19 protein-coding genes and 1 riboswitch are annotated in these 21100 nt (G+C 42.7%); of the genes, 17 read left to right on the top strand and 2 right to left on the bottom strand.

The genetic code is table 11. The features are described 5' to 3' along the window. Positions 1-89 precede the first annotated feature (89 nt). Positions 90-1418 (top strand): TrkH family potassium uptake protein, encoded by a 1329-nt coding sequence (locus ACRRQV_RS08800; RefSeq protein WP_432529835.1) that lies wholly within the window; start codon positions 90-92, stop codon positions 1416-1418. Between the two features lie 553 nt (positions 1419-1971). Beyond that, the gene (locus ACRRQV_RS08795) at positions 1972-4053 is read left to right on the top strand and encodes a sensor domain-containing protein (protein ID WP_432529833.1); all 2082 of its coding nucleotides are present in this window, start codon (positions 1972-1974) and stop codon (positions 4051-4053) included. 346 nt (positions 4054-4399) lie between these two features. On the opposite strand, the gene ACRRQV_RS08790 is transcribed toward ACRRQV_RS08795, so the two are convergent. Then, positions 4400-4861, bottom strand: coding sequence for a YndM family protein (locus ACRRQV_RS08790; RefSeq protein WP_432529831.1), 462 nt, complete (start codon positions 4859-4861; stop codon positions 4400-4402). Positions 4862-5482: 621 nt separating this feature from the next. Continuing rightward, a riboswitch (cyclic di-GMP riboswitch) is annotated at positions 5483-5573 on the top strand. A gap of 135 nt (positions 5574-5708) precedes the next feature. On the opposite strand from ACRRQV_RS08790, the gene ACRRQV_RS08785 reads away from it, so the two are divergent. The 4 genes from ACRRQV_RS08785 (at position 5709) to ACRRQV_RS08770 (ending at position 8934) form a co-directional block, all read left to right on the top strand. Continuing rightward, the gene (locus tag ACRRQV_RS08785) at positions 5709-5876 is read left to right on the top strand and encodes a hypothetical protein (RefSeq protein WP_432529829.1); all 168 of its coding nucleotides are present in this window, start codon (positions 5709-5711) and stop codon (positions 5874-5876) included. Positions 5877-5995: 119 nt separating this feature from the next. Continuing rightward, positions 5996-7225: a GGDEF domain-containing protein gene (locus ACRRQV_RS08780; protein WP_432529827.1), complete on the top strand. Its 1230-nt coding sequence runs from the start codon at positions 5996-5998 to the stop codon at positions 7223-7225. A 15-nt stretch (positions 7226-7240) separates the two neighbouring features. After that, complete coding sequence (locus ACRRQV_RS08775) at positions 7241-7936, top strand: hypothetical protein (protein ID WP_432529825.1); 696 nt, start codon at positions 7241-7243, stop codon at positions 7934-7936. A gap of 92 nt (positions 7937-8028) precedes the next feature. Next, positions 8029-8934 carry an HD-GYP domain-containing protein gene (locus ACRRQV_RS08770; protein ID WP_432529823.1) on the top strand — a complete coding sequence of 302 codons (906 nt, stop codon included), beginning with the start codon at positions 8029-8031 and terminating at the stop codon, positions 8932-8934. Between the two features lie 182 nt (positions 8935-9116). Here ACRRQV_RS08770 and ACRRQV_RS08765 read toward each other — a convergent pair whose 3' ends face one another. Beyond that, entirely contained in the window at positions 9117-9440 is a 324-nt protein-coding gene (locus tag ACRRQV_RS08765) for a CHY zinc finger protein (protein ID WP_432529821.1), read from the bottom strand. A gap of 965 nt (positions 9441-10405) precedes the next feature. Here ACRRQV_RS08765 and ribE point away from each other — a divergent pair. The 11 genes from ribE to ACRRQV_RS08710 all read left to right on the top strand — a co-directional run bounded on the left by ribE (position 10406) and on the right by ACRRQV_RS08710 (position 20982). After that, positions 10406-11035 (top strand): riboflavin synthase, encoded by a 630-nt coding sequence (ribE, locus tag ACRRQV_RS08760; protein WP_432529819.1) that lies wholly within the window; start codon positions 10406-10408, stop codon positions 11033-11035. Positions 11036-11050: 15 nt separating this feature from the next. Then, positions 11051-12244 (top strand): bifunctional 3,4-dihydroxy-2-butanone-4-phosphate synthase/GTP cyclohydrolase II, encoded by a 1194-nt coding sequence (locus ACRRQV_RS08755; RefSeq protein WP_432529817.1) that lies wholly within the window; start codon positions 11051-11053, stop codon positions 12242-12244. A 12-nt stretch (positions 12245-12256) separates the two neighbouring features. After that, positions 12257-12721: a 6,7-dimethyl-8-ribityllumazine synthase gene (gene ribH / locus ACRRQV_RS08750; protein WP_432529815.1), complete on the top strand. Its 465-nt coding sequence runs from the start codon at positions 12257-12259 to the stop codon at positions 12719-12721. Between the two features lie 190 nt (positions 12722-12911). Continuing rightward, positions 12912-13097, top strand: a complete 186-nt coding sequence (locus ACRRQV_RS08745) for a hypothetical protein (protein ID WP_432529813.1) — start codon at positions 12912-12914, stop codon at positions 13095-13097. 11 nt (positions 13098-13108) lie between these two features. Further along, positions 13109-13639, top strand: a complete 531-nt coding sequence (locus ACRRQV_RS08740) for a histidine phosphatase family protein (protein WP_432529811.1) — start codon at positions 13109-13111, stop codon at positions 13637-13639. Between the two features lie 81 nt (positions 13640-13720). Beyond that, a complete protein-coding gene (locus tag ACRRQV_RS08735) occupies positions 13721-15541 on the top strand; it encodes an LTA synthase family protein (RefSeq protein WP_432529809.1) in 1821 nt (606 codons plus the stop codon). Positions 15542-15609: 68 nt separating this feature from the next. Next, positions 15610-16623: a GTPase gene (locus tag ACRRQV_RS08730; protein WP_432529807.1), complete on the top strand. Its 1014-nt coding sequence runs from the start codon at positions 15610-15612 to the stop codon at positions 16621-16623. A 98-nt stretch (positions 16624-16721) separates the two neighbouring features. Next, complete coding sequence (locus tag ACRRQV_RS08725; RefSeq protein ID WP_432529805.1) at positions 16722-17402, top strand: response regulator transcription factor; 681 nt, start codon at positions 16722-16724, stop codon at positions 17400-17402. Next, the gene (locus ACRRQV_RS08720) at positions 17383-18798 is read left to right on the top strand and encodes an ATP-binding protein (RefSeq protein WP_432529803.1); all 1416 of its coding nucleotides are present in this window, start codon (positions 17383-17385) and stop codon (positions 18796-18798) included. Before ACRRQV_RS08725 ends, ACRRQV_RS08720 begins: the two co-directional genes overlap by 20 nt. Positions 18799-18912: 114 nt before the next feature. After that, a complete protein-coding gene (locus ACRRQV_RS08715) occupies positions 18913-19776 on the top strand; it encodes a peptidylprolyl isomerase (RefSeq protein ID WP_432529801.1) in 864 nt (287 codons plus the stop codon). A gap of 12 nt (positions 19777-19788) precedes the next feature. After that, positions 19789-20982, top strand: a complete 1194-nt coding sequence (locus tag ACRRQV_RS08710; RefSeq protein WP_432529799.1) for a S1C family serine protease — start codon at positions 19789-19791, stop codon at positions 20980-20982. Positions 20983-21100: the final 118 nt, after the last annotated feature.

The following is a 21100-nucleotide window of genomic DNA, read 5'->3' as shown; positions in this document are numbered from 1 at the left end:
TTTATCAAACAAGCTGTCATGTAAGTAAGTTTAGTTGTTTGTTGAGAAAAGCCATTGGTTTTTATTCTTAGAATTTAGAGGTGCATGTTATGAAGTCCATGAAAAAGAAGCGGGGTTCAATCTCCCCTCCTTTTCTGATTGCGGGAAGTTTTCTGTTTCTTATCTTTGTTGGCACGCTGTTGTTGAAATTGCCAATGGCTACTACCAGCCCCATTTCGTGGGTGGATGCCCTTTTCACCGCCACTTCCGGCACAACCGTGACGGGTTTGAGCGTATTTGACCCCGGCACTATGCTTACTGCTTTCGGAGAAGGTGTGCTGCTGGTCCTGATTCAATTCGGGGGCATTGGATTGATGACTTTTGGCACCGCTTTGCTTTTGCTGTTCCGAAAGAAAATCGGACTCCAGAACCGCATGTATCTGCAGGAATCCTTTTCGCAACACTCAGTGGGCGGCATTATCCGTCTGGTTAAAATCATTCTTAGTTTTGTCTTCATCGTAGAAGCGTTGGGTATAATCATTCTGACTTTGTATTGGCTGCCTGCCTACGGCATAAAAGAAGCCTTGCATTTAAGTGTCTTCCATGTCATTTCCGCCTTTAATAATGCCGGATTTGCTTTGTTTTCCGATAACCTGATGAGTTTTGCAGGGGATCCTTTTGTGACCCTTTTATTGTCCAGCCTGTTTATCCTTGGAGGACTGGGCTTTACAGTCATAATGGACATTTACCAAAAAAAATCGTTCCGCCAATGGTCGCTGCACACCAAGCTGATGGTGACAGGGACAATCTTACTCAATTTCCTGGCGACCTTGACCGTTTTCATTTTGGAGTCCAGCAACCCCAAGACTATCGGGAACTTCTCGTTGTGGGATAAGCTGACTGCCTCCTATTTTACCGGCGTGACTCCCCGAACTGCCGGGTTCAACGTGTTGGATTATGGCGTCATGGAAGATCCGACGTTGTTGTTCACCATGGTCCTGATGTTCATTGGAGCAGGCACTGCCTCTACGGCTTCCGGCATTAAACTCAGCACCTTTATTGTGGTCGTCCTCGCTTCGATTGCTTTTTTGCAGACGCGCAAGGAACCGGATATCTTTGGCCGTTCCATTCGGTCTGAAGTCATCATCCGCTCGTTGGCCGTTACGACGATCAGCATGCTGGTGGTTTTGTTGTTTATGTTTTTGTTGATGATTTTTGAACCGCTTCCTTTCCTTCCGCTCGCGTTTGAAGTGGTTTCCGCTTTTGGCACCGTCGGGTTGTCGATGGGTATCACCGCGGACTTGAGCAATATAGGCGAGGTCTTGATTTCTATGTTGATGTTTATCGGCCGCATCGGACCGTTGACCCTTTTCCTGATTCTGCTGAAGCCGAAGAAAGAGAATTACCGCTTCCCTTACGACCAAGTCTATACGGGATAGAGAAAAAGAGGATTTTGGCGTGGTTATGGATTTTTTAAGCCATCGTTTTTGAGGAATTGCTGTACTTTAGTTAGAAGAAAGAAATGCTGATTCAATCTGGATACTTAAACATTTCATACAAATCTCAATAAAACGCTAAAATTTATACTTGAAGACCAAGCTGCTTATCCTAACAGGCGTTTGGTCTTCCTTTTTTATGCAGAAGTTCTTTTATAAACCACTTTTACAAATCGGTTCATCAGAATTAAGAGAGTAGAGCTTGCCAGAAGTATGTCACCAAATGTATGAAGATCAGAAAAGCATTATCAATATGTATTAAAACTTACATCTTCTCTTGCGATAGGAAGATGCAATTCGGACAATGAAAAGCTCAAAAACTTTAAAACGGTATTCTAATAAATCATGATTGGAAACTACTCTAAAAAATCTTAAAAATTGACCGATAAAGAAAATAAGATAGCAGGTGTTCAGGCATTTGTGCGACAGGCAGCACTTTAAAGAAACTGCATAAAGTGGTTGGTTTAAAATATTTCGAGCCAAGGGAGTTAAGAAGATGAAATTTATTGCCACGGATAGTGTGGTCGAAATAAAAAGTCTCCGCTCTTTTTTTCAAAACACGGACCAAGACAACTTGGATTTTATGGGAGAAGATGTCCATATTGTTTTTTGGTCCTATGATTTTAGAACAAGGGAACTGGCTCTGACCGAGGGGTTGGAGCAATTATATGGCTACAAGCCCAATGAACTGTCGAACTTCGATATATTAACCATTCTTTTTCGTCAGGAGAGTAAAAACATTGAAGGCAATTTTCATCTTTCTAAGGAAAAAAAGGTCCCGTTCGAGTTGAAGTATACGGCTTATAAAAAAGATGGATCAGCCGTTTGGGTCATGACAAAAGGGACTCCCGTTTTGGACGAAGAAGGTCAGATTAGGCGCTATAATGGCGTGACTCAGGATATTACGGCGAAAGTATTACAGGAAGCCGAATTGGCGGAAGCTACAGCTCAGTATCGAACTTTAGTGGAAAAAAGCGCTCAAGGGGTCTATATTTCCCAAGATGGCAAATACCACTATGTAAATTCTCAAATGACAGAGATGACCGGTTATACGCAAGAGGAATTACTGGGAATGAATTATGATCAGCTATTGGACGAGGAGAGCATAAAACTGGTATTGAAAAGAGTCGGAGCCTTCTTAAGCGGAAAAGACAATGGCAGCCAGGAAATTACTCTATTAAAAAAAGACGGTTCAAAAATAACGGTTGAATTGCGTTCTTCTGTGATAACATACAAGAATAAGCCTGCATTAATGGGCACCTTGCTAGATGTAACCGAGAAAAAGAATGCCTTGGAAATGGTAAATCAACTGGCATACTACGATACGCTAACGGGCCTTCCTAATCGGAATTTATTTTACAGAAAAATCAACGAAAAGCTGAATGAAGCACGAGAAACAGAAACAAAGTTGGCTTTGCTATTTGTTGATCTCGATCAATTTAAAATAGTAAATGACACTTTTGGCCATCATGCAGGAGACGAATTAATCAAAGAAACTGCGATGGAAATGGAAGAATTAATGTCCACTAGCGGTTTTGTTGCCCGATATGGTGGAGATGAGTTTGTAGCTATCGTTGAGTATGAAAAAACACAAGAAATTGAAAGATTGGTCCAAGAAATTATAACCAAAGTTCCGCTCGCACTTTCCAGTGATATAAAAGTGGTTCCGACGATAGGAATCAGTCTTTTTCCAGAACATGGAAAAGATGTAGAGTCACTTCTGCGTAACGCCGATATCGCGATGTATCATTCAAAACAAAGTGAAAACAGACGGCAGAATTATAGTTTTTACAATCATTCCATCAGCGCCGAAATTCTTAAAGTCAACAAAATTACGAACGATATGCAAAAGGCAATGAATTTAAACCAATTCCATCTTGTATACCAACCCAAAGTTCGATTAGGTTCTTCGGAAATTGAAGGGGTTGAAGCCTTAATACGATGGGAGCATCCCGAATATGGAAATATTTCTCCATTGGATTTCATTCCGTTGGCAGAAAAAAGCGGCCATATCAATCAGATAGGGGATTGGGTGTTAGAAACGGCTATTTATGACATGAAAAAAGTGAATCTGCCTTTGGTCTTGAATGTCAACATCTCGGGAAGACAGCTGCTGCAAGATTCATTTGTAGAGAAGATAGAACTCTTGTTAAAAAGAACCGGATTTCCCGCCGAATATTTGAACTTGGAAATTACGGAAAGCGTTGCCTTATATGATATTGATAAGATAATTGAGAAATTAAAGCGAATCAAGAAGCTGGGAATCAAAATCTCCTTAGACGACTTCGGCACCGGCTATTCTTCGCTGAGCTATTTGACCAAACTGCCAATCGACTGTTTAAAAGTAGATCGTTCCTTTGTGAATCAATTAGAAACAGACGATTCAAAAAAAGCGATTATAAAAGCGATTATTGAAGTGGCTCACAACTTGAATATGGAAGTCGTTGCAGAAGGCGTAGAAACAAAAAAACAGGCGGAGTTGCTATCCAGCTACCGGTGTGATAAAGGGCAAGGGTATTACTTCAGTAAACCCTTAATTTATAAGGAACTTTTAAACTATATTGATGTCCATGATTAACTTTCAATCGAATTGCTGGCGAATTACTTTAAATAGCTTTCTATCCGGTATACAAAATTGCAGATATCAGAAGCAGCAAGGAATAAAGCTTATTTGAAGTAAAAGGAAGAGGAAATGCTTTGTTTTAAGCATTCCCTCTTCCTTTTGGTTTATAAAAGTATACTTTACACCTGATATAAAAATAAAGAAGGTTTTAGGATGTTAATAAGTTAGCGAATACTAAGGTTGCAGAAGCTATGTTCTATATATAAAAAGTCGTTCCACTCCTGCATTTTCACTAGGTAAAAATAGAAAAACTGCCGTCCCATCAGGAGGGAGGGCAGTTCACTATTCAAATTCTGGCACATTAATGACGGTCATTTCCAGTTGCAGCGCGTCCATCTTTTTCAGGAAAGACGTTTTTATCCAAGTATTTATGGAAGAACCATTCCCCAGCGCCAATAACCAAGGCGGAGATAAGTGCTGCTTGCATAATGTCTTCAGCGTTCTCGACCAAGGCATCGCCTAACAGCCAAATGACCAGGAAAGAAAGGACGATATCAGCAATCGTTGCCATCACATTCCGTTTCTTATGGTCCGCTTCGCGGTCATGGCGGTCAGAATGATTGTTGCTGTTTCGGTCATTCGCAGCTCGGTTGCCAGCCTTTCTGAAAATCATCAGATCTCCCAGTGCATAAGCAAGCACCGTCAGCACAAGGCTGATCAATAGTGTTTTGTCGAACTCCACATCGTAAATCCCTGTCAAAATAATTAAAAGTACGAGTGCAATCATAATGAATTTAATAACAAGTGCTTTGACATGGTTCATGTTGTTTCCTCCTTGCTAATTTTGTTCTTACATTAAGTAGAATACCCTTTATATACCTCTTTAATCTCTTTTGTGAAATTTATAACATTTAATTATTCTTCTATAATGTATAACTTTTTGCACCTTTTGAAATATAGAATAGGATAATTCTTTAAGGAAAGTGGAAATTATTATTAAAAAAGAGAACAGAAAGAAGGACTAAAGGAGAATGGCTAGTAAAAACAGCGAAGGCAAAATAATGCGAGTTTTAGGCCTATGCAGATGGGACAATAGCTTGATGGCTTAGAAAAAAATATGAAAACCGGACTTTATTCGGTCTACCTTCTCTCGCCAACCGGCCGTTGCGTATGGAAATCCTTTCCCGAGTGAACCTTAATTGGATTTTATAGCTGTCTGCTGATGAGCGCAACACCGTTGGCCTAAAGGTTCTTCTCTTCCTTTTTGTTCGCAACTATCCCTTTTTCAAAATTTCCAAGAAGATAAAACTAGTTCTTTGAGCATGAGATTCGGTGAATGAAAAGATTCGTTTAAACCACTTTTTTTGTTGACAATGGGTAATAAGAACCTTATGATGAAACTAATTAACGAACTAATCTTATTATTCAATAAGATTTAAAAATTTAAACGAAAGGGCAAACTTGCTGAAAAGCAGGGGCGCAAAACCACAGATCTAAGGATTATGAAAATAATCTACGATGGCTGGGCTGCCGAATGGTTTAAGGACTATTCACAATTGAATAGTCCTTTTTTATGGGTACATCATGAAAGAGCAGATAGAAAGTTTATGCCAAAGGCAAGAAGGGATTTTCGAACCTACTTACTATTTTGAGGAAAAGGAGGATACTTAATGAAATTGAAAGCGCTATTGTCTTGTCTAATCACCTATGTGAAAAGCGATTTTGAATTATCGCATATGGTGGATGCAGCAGCAAATTTGGATCAACAGCCAAGCAATATATGGTGGTCCACTTTGGCCTGGCGGAATATGTCCAAGATTAACCTTGCTTTGAGTTAAGAAACTTTGTTGAAAAGACCTTGCTTGAATTTGTTCACTACAAGGTCGGCTTATTCACATTAAATGGGGGGGAGCAATACCGTACTGAACGGATGCACTTTTTGAAGAGGTGAAGGGTGATGAACAAAGGACATCCCAAACAGGCATTAAATCTTATTAGAACATGCAATGTAACTGCTATTGCTATTTTCTTATGCAGTTGGAGTTTTGAACCCATCTCAACCAGTGAATTGTCTTCGCCTACATTTCTCACTTGGCTGCTGCTTGTCTGTATAGCCCGCCATGGAGGACTGTTTGATTTCGTCGATTCAAAGCTTTCTGCAGGAATCGGATGTGTCATTGAATTTGCGGCGCTTATTATTTTGCCCTTCCCTCTCTTTGCATTAAGTGTAGTTGTGTCTTGCCTAATTAATATGGCTGATCGACTAAGAAAAAAGCATTCCGAACCTTTCCTGGGTCCAGACTTCAATGCTTCATCAACTATTATTGTAGGTTTTATCAGCCATTTTGTTTTTGTGGAAATTTCCAATGTGGCTCCAGACTCCGAGTTTTTATTTACCATTGCGCTATTTCTAAATACCTTGCTTTTTGGGATCTTGCGTATTTTTTTGATCAATACTCTTATTAGTTTGGATGAAGGCATAGCGTGGAAGACGGGTCCGGCAATTGAAGCGGATACGGTTTTTACTGAAGGGCTTCTATTGATAACTGGAGCAATCCTAGCCATCACTTATCTTTACAATCCCTATTTGATTCTGTTCTTAATTGCACCGGCCTTGCTATTACAAAATTTGTTAAAAAAGGCCAATAAAGCTGAGCTGATTTACATTGATGAAAAAACCGGAATTCATAACTATCGGTATTTCGATGAAAAAATACATCAGTCATACTTAGCCTGCAAGAAAAACGGAACTTCTTTGTCTTTGATTTTCGGAGACATGGATAATCTTCGCCACGTAAACAATAATTTTGGCCACTCAGTAGGGGATGAGGCAATTGCTGCCGTAGGGCAAGTATTTAAACAAAGCCGGCAAGATAAATTTACGGCTGCTCGATTTGGTGGAGAAGAATTTGTCCTGCTTCTTCCAGATATCACAAAAGAAGCTGCCTGTTTTCATGCCGAATCCATAAGGAAAAAAGTTAAAGAACTGAATATCTGCAGCGAAAAAAATGAAAAAGTACATTTAAGCATCAGTTTGGGAGTAGCCAGCTTTCCGAAAGATGGGGAAGACATACAAGCACTGATCCAAATGGCTGATGCAGCTCTTTATGAAGCCAAAAGAAAAGGTAAAGACCAAGTATATATGTACGAGACAGTTATAGAGGAAAAGTTGATACCAATACATTAAAATGGAGGCTTTACGATGAAAAAAATATTTTTAGTTCTGCTTGCTGTATCATTATTTTTTGGGTTTAGTACCCATGTGTTTGCTCATGGCACAGGAGACAAAGAGTATGCCCAAGGATTAAAAATAATTGAAGACGCCAATACGGCAATTGATTCAAAGATTGCTACTGCTGTTAAGGAAGCGGATAAACTGCAAAACGATTATTTGAGTAAAATACGCGGCAAAGAAGAAACTAAAGTTCTTCAATTAAAACAAGAAAAAGAAAAACTTGTTCAAGCTGTTCGATCAGGTTCATATAACTCGAAGGATGTTAGTAAAATGAATAAAAAAATTGAAGAGTTAGAGGAGAAAATAGCAGCCGATACTAAAAAAACAAGAAAGAAAATCAATTTGCTAGAGGAAGATATTGAAGAGTTTATGGCTCTTGTAGCATCTGGAAGAAACGTTTCCGATGAAGAGATTACTGCGGCAATTGAAGAGTTAGCTGAAAATTTGACGGAAAAATCTGATTACGTAAAATTAACCAAGAGTTATATCAACAAACTAAATGAAGTCATTCAGAAGTGCTATGATAAAACGCTTGATATGTCTAACGATGCAATTGAAAAAGCTGAAACAAAAGGCGTCCGTGCAGAATGCAGCTGGAAACTTGTTCGTTTCGGTCATAAATGGGTATGGATTGATCCAATTAAACTAATTGGAAGAAATTAATTATATAGTATTTTCTGATTATTTTTTGTATAATGAAAAGAGTTCTTATTATAGAACTCTTTTTTTTTTGATGAACTATTGGAGGGAATAGTGTGAAAGGATTCAGAGCGAGCAAAAAGGGAACCTCCCTTGAAAAAGTAAAGTTTGACGTCAGTGAAATCAGTTTATTGGCTCGCGGCAATGGAGCGGAAGTTTTGGTGCATTCAATAGAAAAAAACAGGCTTTTTTACATTTATCCTTCCGATAATCCGAACGCGATGGAATTTTACTTTATTTTATCAGGAGAAGTTACTTGTGAAATTGATGGCGAAAAATTAATATTCGGGCCTCAAGATCACTTTACTGCTCAAGGCCTGACGGAACCTATCCATTTTACGACTTTATCTGATTTTACCTTCCTTTGGGTAGTGACTGAATCTGTTTTTGTACATGTAAGCAAAGAAGTATCTTCCTTGATGGATATAGTTAAGCAAGTAGAGAAAAAAGATCGCTACACATATATGCATAGTGACCGGGTTGCAGAATATGCGGCGAAAATAGCGAAACAACTGCATTTAAATGCTGGGCAATTAGGTATGATTGCAGAGGCATCTTTATTACACGATATTGGAAAAATCCATATTCCTGAAAATATCCTTAATAAACCATCTCGCCTTACCGATGAAGAATTTGCTATGATTAAAAAACATCCGGCTGATGGCGCTAAAATGTTGAAAGGCACTATCTATGAAGAACTTTGTCCAATCATTGCACAGCATCATGAACGGTTGGACGGGACAGGGTATCCACTTGGTTTGAAAAAAGACGAAATCCTTTTAGAGTCTCGGATTATCGCTGTAAGTGACACGTTTGATGCTATGACGGAAGATCGAGCTTATCGGAAGGCATTTGATGCCAAATATGCTTTAGATGAACTAAAGCGATTGGTCCATACTCATTACGATAAAGAAGTCGTAGATGCATTTGAAAAAGTCCTCATAGAAGAAGGCAAAATTTAACCGTTAAAGAATACGAAAACTGCTCAGTTTTCACTAACGGCAGGAAAAATAATTTCTTGCAGCATCCAGAGAAATAGTTCAGACAGATTAGGCAAAAAGCGAAATCCTTTTATAGGGTTTCGCTTTTCTTATACCGGAAATTTATATTTACCCACTTAAAAGTGAGGAGGATCGCGTTCGTGTTATCCGAAATACAAATGCTTATGCAAACTGCAGCCGGGATTAAACGGTGCTGAACAAGCTGGGCATGCGGATGCACAAGCCAAATATTCGTTAACCGTCAGCTCATGGCCGCAGGAACCGCAAAGCACCGCTTTCTCATCAAACCGTTCTGTTGGCCAGACTTTTGGCTTTCCGCAGCCGGCTGCTTTATGGCATTCAAAGCAAGGGTAATAAATGCCGCAGCAGTAAAATTTGATGGCGATGCGGTCGATTTCGGAATGGTAATGGGCACAGCGCGTCTCGGGATCCACATCGACGCCTTTGACCAATAATTGATGGGCCATTTGGAACCTCCTTTTTTAAAAGCACATAAATAGGCGAATGGTTTTTCTTTTTATGCTACTATGAAACGGACGAATAATCGAATCAAATTCTTCGGGGCAAGGTGAAATTCCTTACCGGCGGTGAGCAGGAACCTGCAAGTCCGTGACCCGATCTCAGAAATTTGCATGTGCTTTTGCGCCTGTGCTTTTCGTAATGTCTAGCTCCGGCGCATAGCCCCTAGAGGTCGCTTCGGCCTTGCTAATCACGGCAAAAGACGCCGTAATCTGCAAGTCCTCCAGCGCTTGTCGGGGCTGAGCATGAGCCTGCGCTTTTCGAGATCGGTGGAGCTGGTGAAAATCCGGCACCGACAGTTAAAGTCTGGATGGGAGAAGAGTTTGAAGAGAACATCGTCATGTGCGACTTTTTTGTTTGCCAAAAAACAAAACTAAGTTTTGCGTACATAAGGTATACAAGTGTTCAATGGGAACTCGTTCCATTGTTTATTTGTTGACCTCAAACTTTGAAGCTGAATGCCTTGTTTTAAGAAGGTGCTATCCGGCTGGGAGTTTGAAAAAAGCGTTTGCTGATGCCTATAAAATAAATGCCGCACACGTGCCGCCAACCCTCTTTATGGCGGATAGACGTTTTTTCAAAATAAGCCGCTTGCGAAGAAATTCGTAAACGTGTTCTGTTTTGTGCTTTTTAAGCGATGCTATTTTTGCGGGAGAATCAGTTTTTAATTCCATCCTTTATTCACTGCCCAATTGCCCCGCGGTGGATGATACCCATTCTATTTTTTTGCCGGCAGCCCAGTCTGCCAAATGCAAACCCGTACGTAACGGTATACTTAAAATTTGCTGTATTTCGCCCAAAGGCCTTTCTATGCCTTTTTAGAAGCAGACACCCACCTTTAATCCGTTATGTGACGGGCATTAATTGGCTTATTGAACGCCGGCTGATGTCAGAACCGAGAGGAGGACGATGCATGTTTACGGGAATTGTTGAAGAAGTCGGACGCGTCATCTCCGTTCAGACAAAACCGCAGTCCATGGAACTAACCATTTCTTGCTCATTCGTTTTAGGAGATGTGAAAAGAGGCGACAGCATTGCCGTCAATGGTGTTTGTTTAACAGTCTCTACATTTTCAGCGAATGCATTTACGGTAGACGCTATACCGGAAACAGTCAAATCCACAACCCTCTCAGAATTGAAAACAGGTTCGCGTGTGAATCTGGAGAGGGCGATGCCGGCCAATGGGCGCTTTGGCGGCCATTTTGTCAGCGGCCATATCGATGGCGTTGGCGTGATTCGAGCCGTGAAAAAAGAAGCGAATGCGGTGACGAAAACCATTGAACTGGAAGCGTCCCTTATGAAATACATGATGCTTAAAGGATCGATTGCTGTAGATGGGACTTCGCTTACGGTATTTGGAGTGGGCCGCAATACTGCGACGATTTCATTAATTCCGACAACGGTCCAAGATTCGCTGATTGGCGAAAAAGGAATTGGCTCACGAGTCAATATTGAATGCGATTTGCTCGCCAAATATACGGAACGAATTCAACAGACAGAACCGAAAATGACCCGAAACTGGCTTTCGGAGCACGGATTTTAACAGGAGGCGATACGTATGTTCTACACCGTAGAAGAAGCAGTCCGCGATTTAAAGGAAGGCAAAGCTGTCATTGTCGTAGATGACGAAAACCGTGAAAATGAAGGCGATTTTATCGCGCTTGCAGAATTTGCCACGCCTGAAATGGTGAATTTAATGGCAACAGAAGGCAGAGGGCTGATTTGCGTTCCGGTCGATGAAAAACTGGCCAAGCGGCTCGCTTTCGGTTTAATGACCGATCAAAACACCGATGAATACGGCACGGCTTTTACAATCAGTATCGACCATAAAGATACGACAACGGGAATCAGTGCGTTCGAGCGGTCACACACCATTAAAAGCATGCTGGATCCGAATGCGCAAGCTGCCGATTTCAAACGGCCCGGCCATGTGTTCCCACTGATTGCTAAAACGGGCGGGGTACTGCGCCGGGCAGGCCACACAGAAGCCGCCGTCGATTTGGCAAAACTTGCCGGCTCTTCGCCTGCTGGCGTCATCTGCGAAATTATGAATCCAGACGGTACGATGGCCCGCGTAGACGATTTGCAGAAAGTGGCAGAGCGCCTTGGCCTTGGCATATTAACGATCCAAGAATTGATTTCCTATCAACAAAAAAACGAGAAGCTGATTTCCCGTGAAGCGGAAGTGGGGTTGCCGACGGAATACGGCGATTTCCGTGCATTTGGCTATACGGAAATATTAAACGGAAAAGAACATATTGCTTTTGTAAAAGGAAGCATTGACCCGGAGGAGGCAGTGTTGATCCGTGTTCATTCGGAATGTTTGACCGGTGATGTTTTTGGCTCCAATAAATGCGATTGCGGCCCGCAGTTAAAAGCCGCACTTCAGCAAATAAACGAAGCCGGTTCAGGCATTCTGCTGTATATGCGCCAAGAAGGCCGGGGCATTGGGCTCATCAATAAGCTAAAAGCCTACGAGCTGCAGGAGAAAGGCTGCGACACCGTTGAAGCAAATCATCGGCTCGGGTTCGCAGATGATTTGCGCGACTATAGAATCGGTGCGCAAATATTGCGCGACCTGGGCGTCAAGAAGATGAAGCTGCTAACGAACAACCCGCGGAAAATTGCTGGCATCGGCGGCTATGGCCTGGAAATTATGGAACGGCTGCCAATTGAAATGCCGGCAAAAGAAGAAAACGAAGCGTATATGAAAACAAAAAAATCAAAGCTCGGCCATATGCTGAACTTTTAAAGGAGAATGATCATGGCTAATTTATATGAAGGCTATTTAATTGGTGAAGGTTTGCGTATCGGAATCGTAGTCGGCCGTTTTAATGAATTTATTACGAGCAAGTTATTAGGGGGAGCGGAAGATGCACTGAAGCGGCACGGCGTTGCAGATGAAAACGTCTCAATTGCCTGGGTGCCGGGAGCGTTTGAAATTCCCCTGGTGGCAAAGAAAATGGCGATGAGCGGAAATTACGATGCGGTAATTACACTGGGAACCGTTATTAGAGGTGCCACGCCTCATTTCGATTATGTGTGCGCTGAAGCGGCAAAAGGTGTTTCGCGGGCAAGCGAGCAGTCAGGCATTCCAGTGATTTTCGGAGTGTTGACGACCGAATCGATTGAACAAGCAATTGAACGGGCTGGCACAAAAGCAGGAAATAAAGGATGGGAATCGGCAGTCAGTGCGATAGAAATGGCTAACTTGTTAACGAAAATATAAGGAGAACTCCGGAACAGGCAACTGTTTCGGAGTTTTTTGCTTACAAAGCAAAAAATGGGGAAAAAGAATTATAAACGGCTGTTCATAAAAGAACGGCCGCTTACCATACTCTTTCAAATTTCTGCAAGGCTGTCTCGCTGATCTTCTTTAACGATAATTGGACGCATACTGCAAAAATTGGAATCGATTAATGGAGCCAAGCAAAAAAATGATTTTCTTCATTTGCGGCAAAACAAAAGATTGGTTAGGTGAAGAACTGATAAATAATAGGTATACTAGTTATAAAGACATGCTGTTTAAGGAATGGACCAATGAAGAAGGCTTTTGCATTGAGACATTTGAAGCGAACAAAGAAACGATCCGCAAAAGGAATTAGGGGAGAAGAAGATGAAAAGAACAATTTATTTGGTGCGCCATTGCCAAGCGGCCGGCCAACCGCCTGAAGCAGAGCTAACGGATAAGGGAAGGGCACAAGCAATAGAATTGATCGATTTTTTTAAAGATCGTTCTGTCGAACATATCATTTCAAGTCCTTTTTTGCGTGCGATTCAGACGGGCGATCCTCTCGCCAACAGTCTCGGGATGAACATTGAAATCGATGGCCGATTAGCGGAACGAGTTTTGAGTTTAGCTGATCTGCCGGATTGGATGAAGCGGCTGGAAGCATCTTTTGAGGATCTTGAGTTGAAATTGCCCGGAGGCGAATCAGGCAGCCAAGCAACAGAACGCGGAATGGCGGTGTTGGAAAATGCGCCGAATCAGACCATTCTCATTACTCATGGAAATATGATGGGGCTATTATTAAAGCGGATTATTGGAAATTACGGGTTTGAAGAATGGAAACAGCTTTCAAATCCCGATGTTTATGAAGTTGCAATAGAAGGAGTTAACTATTCAGCGAGGCGTTTGTGGAAATAAAATTCTGAAAAAATGAAAGCGAAGCTGAGGAAAATGAAACATCTTCTTAGTCAATTCGTCACATAGAAGGAGGTGCTTCCCGTGAAAAAATCGACTGGTTTTCCATACGTGTATTTGTTTCTTTTGCTATTGATCAAAGTGGTTGCTTTTCGGGTGCTCATTTTCGATACAAAATCACTTGCTTCGATCGTATTCATTGAATTTCCAATGTGGGCGATGGTGCTGGCGATTGTTTTAATGAGCGTAAAAAAACGCACCTGGCTGGCAATAGGGATTTATAATTTTTTAGTTTCGGTCATTTTCTTTACCATTACATTATATATTCGTTATTATTCGACGGTCCCATCTTACTACGATCTGCAGCAAACGACGCAATCGGGATCGGTCGGCAATACCATTATGATGCTGTCAAATCCGTTCGACTTTCTGTTTTTCCTGGATGCGGTGCTGCTGGCAGTGTTCATGCGCAAATGGGACAAGCCGTCTCAGCCGCGTTCTTTCAAATGGATTGCAGCAAGTTTGGCTGTTGTTTGTATAGGGACGACAGTGTACGCACTCAAACACCCAATAATTGATGTGTCTTATTTTGCTAAAGAGCACGGCTATTTGCAGTCCCAAGTGGTCCAATTATACGATCGTGCCGATGAAAAAGCCCATGCCTCGTCGGATCGCTTGTCGGCCAAACAATTAGAGGCGTTGAAAGGCAATGAGTTTGTAGAAGTAAAAAATCAGGATACATTTGGGCTCGCGCAAGATCGGCATTTGTTTGTGATCCAAGTTGAATCGCTGCAAAATTTTGTCATCGGAAAATCCGTAAATGGCCAGGAAATCACGCCGAACTTGAATCGGTTATTGAGTGAAAGCGCATATTTCTCAAACGTTTTCCAGCAAATCGGAGCCGGAACCACTTCCGACGCGGAATGGATTGTCAATACCGGATTGCACGCCCAGGGAATGATTCCGACAGTGAACAGTTTGAACGGCAAAGAAGTGCCATCGCTTGCGCGGACGCTAAAACAATACGGCTATGGCTCGGCTACGTACCACGCCGACGAAGTGACGTTCTGGAACCGGGACGTACTGTATCCGGTCCTTAGCTATGAAGAAGTTTACACAAGCGAAGAAATGCCGAAAGAGAAAGAAGTCGGGTTTGGCCCTGCAGATGAAGTGGTGTTTGACTTTGCGGCAAAACAATTGCCGAAGCAGCTTGATGCTTATAACAGAATTTATTCGAATATTGTCACCGTGACGAGCCATACGCCGTTTGTCCTGCCGGAAGACATGCAGGCACTGGACTTGCCGGAAGCTTACGAAGATATGTACGTCGGCAATTATTTGCAGTCCATCCGCTACGCAGACGAGCAAATTGGTGCCTTTGTTCAAGAGTTGAAAGACCAAGGACTCTATGACCAATCGCTGATTGCCATTTTCGGTGATCACTCGGGCATGCACGGCTCGCTTGTAACAGAAGAAGACCAGGCATTGCTTGGCGAATTTATCGGCCATCCATATTCGCTAAAAGACCAATTTACGATTCCATTGATTTTTACTGGTGGCAACCTTTTTCACGGAACCCAGATGGACCGGTTGGGCGGGCAAGTGGACATCATGCCGACCATTTTGGCTTTGCTTGGAATTGAACATGAGGAACCGATGATCGGCCATAATTTATTCCAATACGAAAAAAACCTGCTGGGCATGCGCTATTACATGCCGGGGGGTTCATTTATCCAGTCCGAACAGCTGTATAAAGCTCCAGGAGCCCGGCTTCCGGCTGCATTATACGACATGGAATCAATGGGGAAACGCGGGAAAAACAGCGAAACGAAAAAGCATATCCGCGACACGGACACCTTGCTGAATTACGGCGATTTGCTGCTGAAACCGTATTTGGAAGACTAAATGAATGTCCTGAAAAGCATATATTGTTTATAATCAAAGAAGATCATTCATAAGGGGGCAACCGGAACATGGTAAAAGAATTCGAAGAAGAAGTTATGCGTGTGATGGATAATATGTTCGAAAATGAAATGAAAAAAGTAAACGATCTGCTTGAGCAGGAATTGTTGATTTCTTTGATAGGCGAAGTCAATGCGGGCAAGTCTTCGACGATCAACAAAATCATCGGAGAAAATATCGCAAGCACGAATCCGATGCCGGGCGAAACAATCAGCATCGATCCTTATAACATCCGCGGGCTTGAAAACATCAAATTCATGGATACGCCGGGACTTAACGACCCAAACGATGAAAACCCGAAAAAAACGCTTGAGTTTGTTCAAAAATCAGACGTTGTGCTGTTTTTCTTGAATGCAGCCGGTACGGTGTTTTCGGACAGCGAAAAAGAGAAGTTTATCGACATTGAAAAAAACAACAAAGACATTTTAATTGTCTTGAATAAAATCGATGCGGCAGAAGATATTCCGTCGCTCGTCCAATTTGTTAAAAATCATACAAAAAACAAATACAAAGTGGTAGCCATTTCGTCAAAAACAGGCGAGAATCTGGAAAACTTGAAGAAAGAGATCCTTTTTTTGCTCGAAAAGAAGGGGAAAGATCTTCTCTTCGCTAAAAGCATGAAAGAAAAATCCGCAGCTGCAAACCGCTGGATCATCGGATCGGGAGTTTCGGCAGGTGTGATCGGAGCATCTCCAATTCCAGGGTCAGATGTTATTCCGCTGACGTCGCTGCAAGTCGGATTGATCATCCGGTTATCCAAATTGTATGACAAGCCGCTGACAAAAAAAGCAGCGAGAGACATGATCGTCATTACGACCACTCAAACGCTCGGGCACACCATTTACCGCCAAGCGCTGAAATTCATTCCGGGAGCGGGTTCGGTCATTGGAGGAACTGTAGCCTCTGCCTTAACGCTGGCACTGGGATATGGTGTGAAGTACGCTTATGAAAACAATTACGATATCGATTACGATATGATTACGGACTTGTTTAACCGCTTCAAAACGCGTGAGAAAAAAGCATAAAGAAACAAAAACCGCCTTTCGTTGAAAAGGCGGTTTTTTCTATTGGCTTGCTTCTTTTCAGTCTGTGAATTATTTTTAGTAGTAAGTGGAGGTGCGTTATGAGAATTTTAGTGGTTGAAGATAATCCAAGTGTGAGTTCCATGCTGGAAATGTTTTTTTCGAAAGAAGGGGTTCAAGGCGACTTTAAAGCGGATGGACTTGAAGGATACGAAGCCTATAAAACAGGCAATTACGATTTGCTGATTTTGGATTGGATGCTGCCAGGAATGGATGGCATGACGCTCTGCCGAAAAATCCGGGAACAAGGAGATTCGGTTCCGATCATCATGCTGACAGCAAAAGACAGCGAATCGGACCAGGTCATCGGTTTTGAATTTGGCGCCGATGATTATGTCACCAAACCGTTCAGCCCATTAGCCTTGATGGCCCGCATCAAAGCAGTAGCACGGCGTGCGCAAAAAAATGAACCTGTGTCGGACACGATTCAAACCCGGCATTTCATGGTCAATAAAGAAACACGCGACATTCAAAAAGATGGCGAAAAAGTTGAAAGTTTGACTCCGAAAGAATTCGACCTTCTCGTGTTTTTCTTAAACCATCCAAAGCAAGTGTTCAGCCGCGAGCAGCTGCTCGAACAAGTATGGGGCTATCAGTTTTATGGAGACGAACGCACCGTCGATGTTCACATCAAGCGGCTGCGCAAGAAAATAACCGGCGGCGACCAACTGTTCCATACGGTTTGGGGAGTAGGGTATAAATTTGAAGAAGCCGCGGATTAAGTATTTTTATCAATTGATTGCCAGCCACTTGAGTGTTTTGCTCATCGCTTTTTTGATTTTAAGCATCGTTTTTGTGCGCTATATCGACGATTTTGCTTATGAAGAAAAAGCGCAAGAGCTGGAACGATACGGCCAGCAAATTTTGCGGGAACTGGAACGCGCGCGTCCGGGAACTGACCTTCAGACTTATGTATCGCTTTTGCGCTCCCAAAACATCGACTTTATCGTTTTTAACCAGGAAAGCCGCATTCTTTATCCATTTTCCGGGGCTTTTCCACCGGTCGAACTGACACGGGAAGAATGGAACGTCATTGAACGCGGAGAAACGCTTGTGGTCAACCGGGACGTAGAGCGTTTTGAAAACACCGTCACGTTCGTGGCGCTGCCCTATGTCGATGATGAAGAATTGATTGGCGGCGTGCTGCTGGCATCTCCTGTCAGTGGAACAAGGGAAATGATTTCGGAGCTTAATAAAACATTGGTAACCACCATACTCATCGCGCTTGCTGTAGCATTGATCATCAGTTTGCTGCTGTCGAAGCTTCACGTCAGCCGGATCCAGCGCATGCAAAAAGCAACGTCAATGATTAGCGAAGGCCATTATGACGTAAATTTGCCCGAATCGAATTTTGATGAAATCGGCGATTTGGCAAAGGACTTTAACAAAATGGCCGGAAAGCTTCAGCAGTCCAATGAAGAAATCGAACGCTTGGAAAACAGGCGGCGGCAGTTTATGGCAGACGTGTCTCACGAAATGCGCACACCGTTGACAACCATTGCCGGCGTGATTGAAGGGCTGCGCAACCACATGATCGAGGAAGACCAGCGGGAAAAAGGCATTCGCCTTGTCAGTGAGGAAACAAAGCGCCTCATCCGGCTGGTCAATGAGAACCTCGACTATGAAAAAATCCGTTCCAACCAAGTCACGCTTCAAAAAGAAGAAATTGAAGCGGAAGAGCTGCTCGAAATTATTCAGGAACAACTAGAAATACAGGCAGCCGAAAAAGGCGACCGCCTCATTGTAGAAACACAACCGGAAGACATCATTTACGGAGACATGGACCGGCTTATCCAAATCCTGACTAATATCGTGAAAAACAGCATTCAATTTACCGAAAACGGTAAAATTTACTTGCGCGCCTATAAAAAAGCGGAGCAGATGGTTATTGAAGTGGAGGATACCGGCACCGGAATTGACGTCGGCGAAATCGATTTGATTTGGCGCCGCTTCTACAAATCGGATTTCTCGCGAGGAAGCGGCCAATTCGGGCTTGGTTTATCTATCGTCAAGCAATTGGTATCGCTGCATGATGGGGACATTCAGGTGGAAAGCGAAAAAGGGCAAGGAACGAAATTCACCATCCTTTTGCCGCATAAACAAGATCTGGAGGCTTAGCCTTCCAGATCTTGTTTATATTAAAAGTTTACATATCTTGTAATGGTTTGGTCATAATTTATTCATAAATGCTTGATAAGATGAATTTAACAAGAAAGAGAAAGAGGGCTGAAGATGAAACAAGCAATGTATATCGCGATTGGCGCTGTATTGGCGGCAGCTATATTTTTAACAGTAGGATTTATACAAAAAGATGCGGTGGCATCAGTGAATGGAACTGATATCAGCAAAGACGCGCTTTACGACAAAATGGTGGTTTCCGGCGGAGAGGCAGCACTGGATACTATGATTTCCGACGAAATCGTCAAACAGGAAGCCGAAAAGGCGAATATTAAAGTGACGCAAAAAGAAATGGATGAAGAAATGAGCGTTTACGAAAAACAATACGGCGGCACTGAACAGCTTCAAGCTGCAATTGAATCAAGCGGCATGACAATGGACCAGCTGAAAGATGAAATGACCAATTACTTGCTGATTGAAAAATTGATCGGCCAGGATGTCAAAATTACAGATGAACAAATTAAAACGTATTTTGAAGAAAATAAAGAATCGTTCGCCCAGCCTGAAAAAGTGGAAGCGAGCCACATTTTAGTCGCGACAAAAGAAGAAGCAGATGAAGTGGCGAAAAAATTAAAAGACGGCGGAGATTTTGCTGAACTTGCCAAAGAATATTCGACTGACGCAGCCAATGCGGAAAGCGGCGGTGAACTTGGCGAATTTGGAAAAGGTGAAATGGCAGCTGAATTTGAAGAAGCGGCTTTTTCAATGGACGTAAATGAAATTAGTGAGCCGGTTGAAACTGAATTTGGTTTCCACATAATCAAAGTAACCGGCAAAACAGAAGCAAAAGACGCAACATTGGAAGACAGCAAAGCACAAATCAAAGAAATGCTGTTTGATGAAGCATTGAACACCGAGTTTGCTTCTTGGATAGAAAAGAAAAAAGAATCCTATGACATTGAGAACAACTTAAACTAAGGAGGAACAAAAATGGGCTATTACAATTCAAGTGAGCCAAAGAAAAAACAAAAAGGCTATTTCGCTTCAAGCTTTACCGGGTTGATTGCAGGAGCCTTGCTTGTCGGTGTGGTGCTTCCGGAATTTACGGATGCCGATATAACGGCACAAAACACGACAGAATCGGTTGAATCCGTCACAAACAGCAATCTCCAAAACGTTTCTGCAGTGGTGACAACTGATGTCACCAAAATAGTAGATAAAACTTCAGCGGCAGTCGTAGGCGTGACAAATCTACAAAAAGCGGCACAAAACCCATTTGCCCCAGCTGCTGACACGGAGTCGCAGGAAGCGGGCGCAGGATCCGGCGTCATTTATAAAAAAGAAGGGGATTCGGCTTTTATTGTCACCAATAACCATGTGGTTGAAGGGGCGGAAGCAGTGAAAGTGACGTTGTCAGACGGCACAGAACTGGATGCGGAAGTTCTTGGCACCGACGTTTGGACCGATTTGGCAGTGCTGAAAGTAGCGTCTGAAGCCATTACCACTGTCGCGGAATTTGGTGATTCTTCGGTTTTGAAATCCGGTGAGCCGGTTGTTGCGATTGGTAATCCGCTGGGCCTTCAATTTTCAGGTTCGGTAACTACCGGAGTTATTTCAGGGACAGAACGGGCGATTCCAATTGATATCAACAATGACGGAACGGAAGACTGGGAATCGGAAGTTCTTCAAACCGATGCGGCCATCAACCCGGGGAACAGCGGCGGCGCATTGATCAATAGCCAAGGGCAAGTCATCGGCATTAACTCGATGAAAATTGCGCAAGACGCTGTTGAAGGAATCGGCCTTGCCATTCCGATTAATACGGCGGTTCCAATTATTCAAGATTTAGAAACAAAAGGAGCAGTTGAACGTCCGTCAATGGGTGTTTCCATTCTGGATCTGTCAGAAGTGCCTGCCCAGTATCGCCAAAGCCAATTGAACTTGCCTGAGGATGTTGAAGGCGGCGTTGTTGTTCAATCGGTTTCACCGGGATCAGGAGCAGCAGAAGCTGGCCTTCAGGCATATGACGTCATCGTCGAAATGGACGGTGAGGCTATTGGAAACGTACTTGACCTCCGCCAATATCTTTACAACAAAACCGAAGTAGGCGACACGTTGAAAGTCAAAGTTTACCGTGGCGGCGACACTGTCACAGTCGATCTTCATTTAAGTGAATCTCTTTAACGGAAAAGCTCCTCGCTAATAAGCGAGGAGCTTTTTATGCTGAGCCGTAATAGTCTAAGTTTTTAATTGCTAAGCACCTTCTTTAGTTCAACTTATATAAGAAAAAACTGACTGCCCG

The organism is Planococcus sp. YIM B11945, from assembly GCF_050864155.1.
Classification (GTDB): domain Bacteria; phylum Bacillota; class Bacilli; order Bacillales_A; family Planococcaceae; genus Planococcus.
This window is presented reverse-complemented; position numbering and strand designations above follow the sequence as displayed.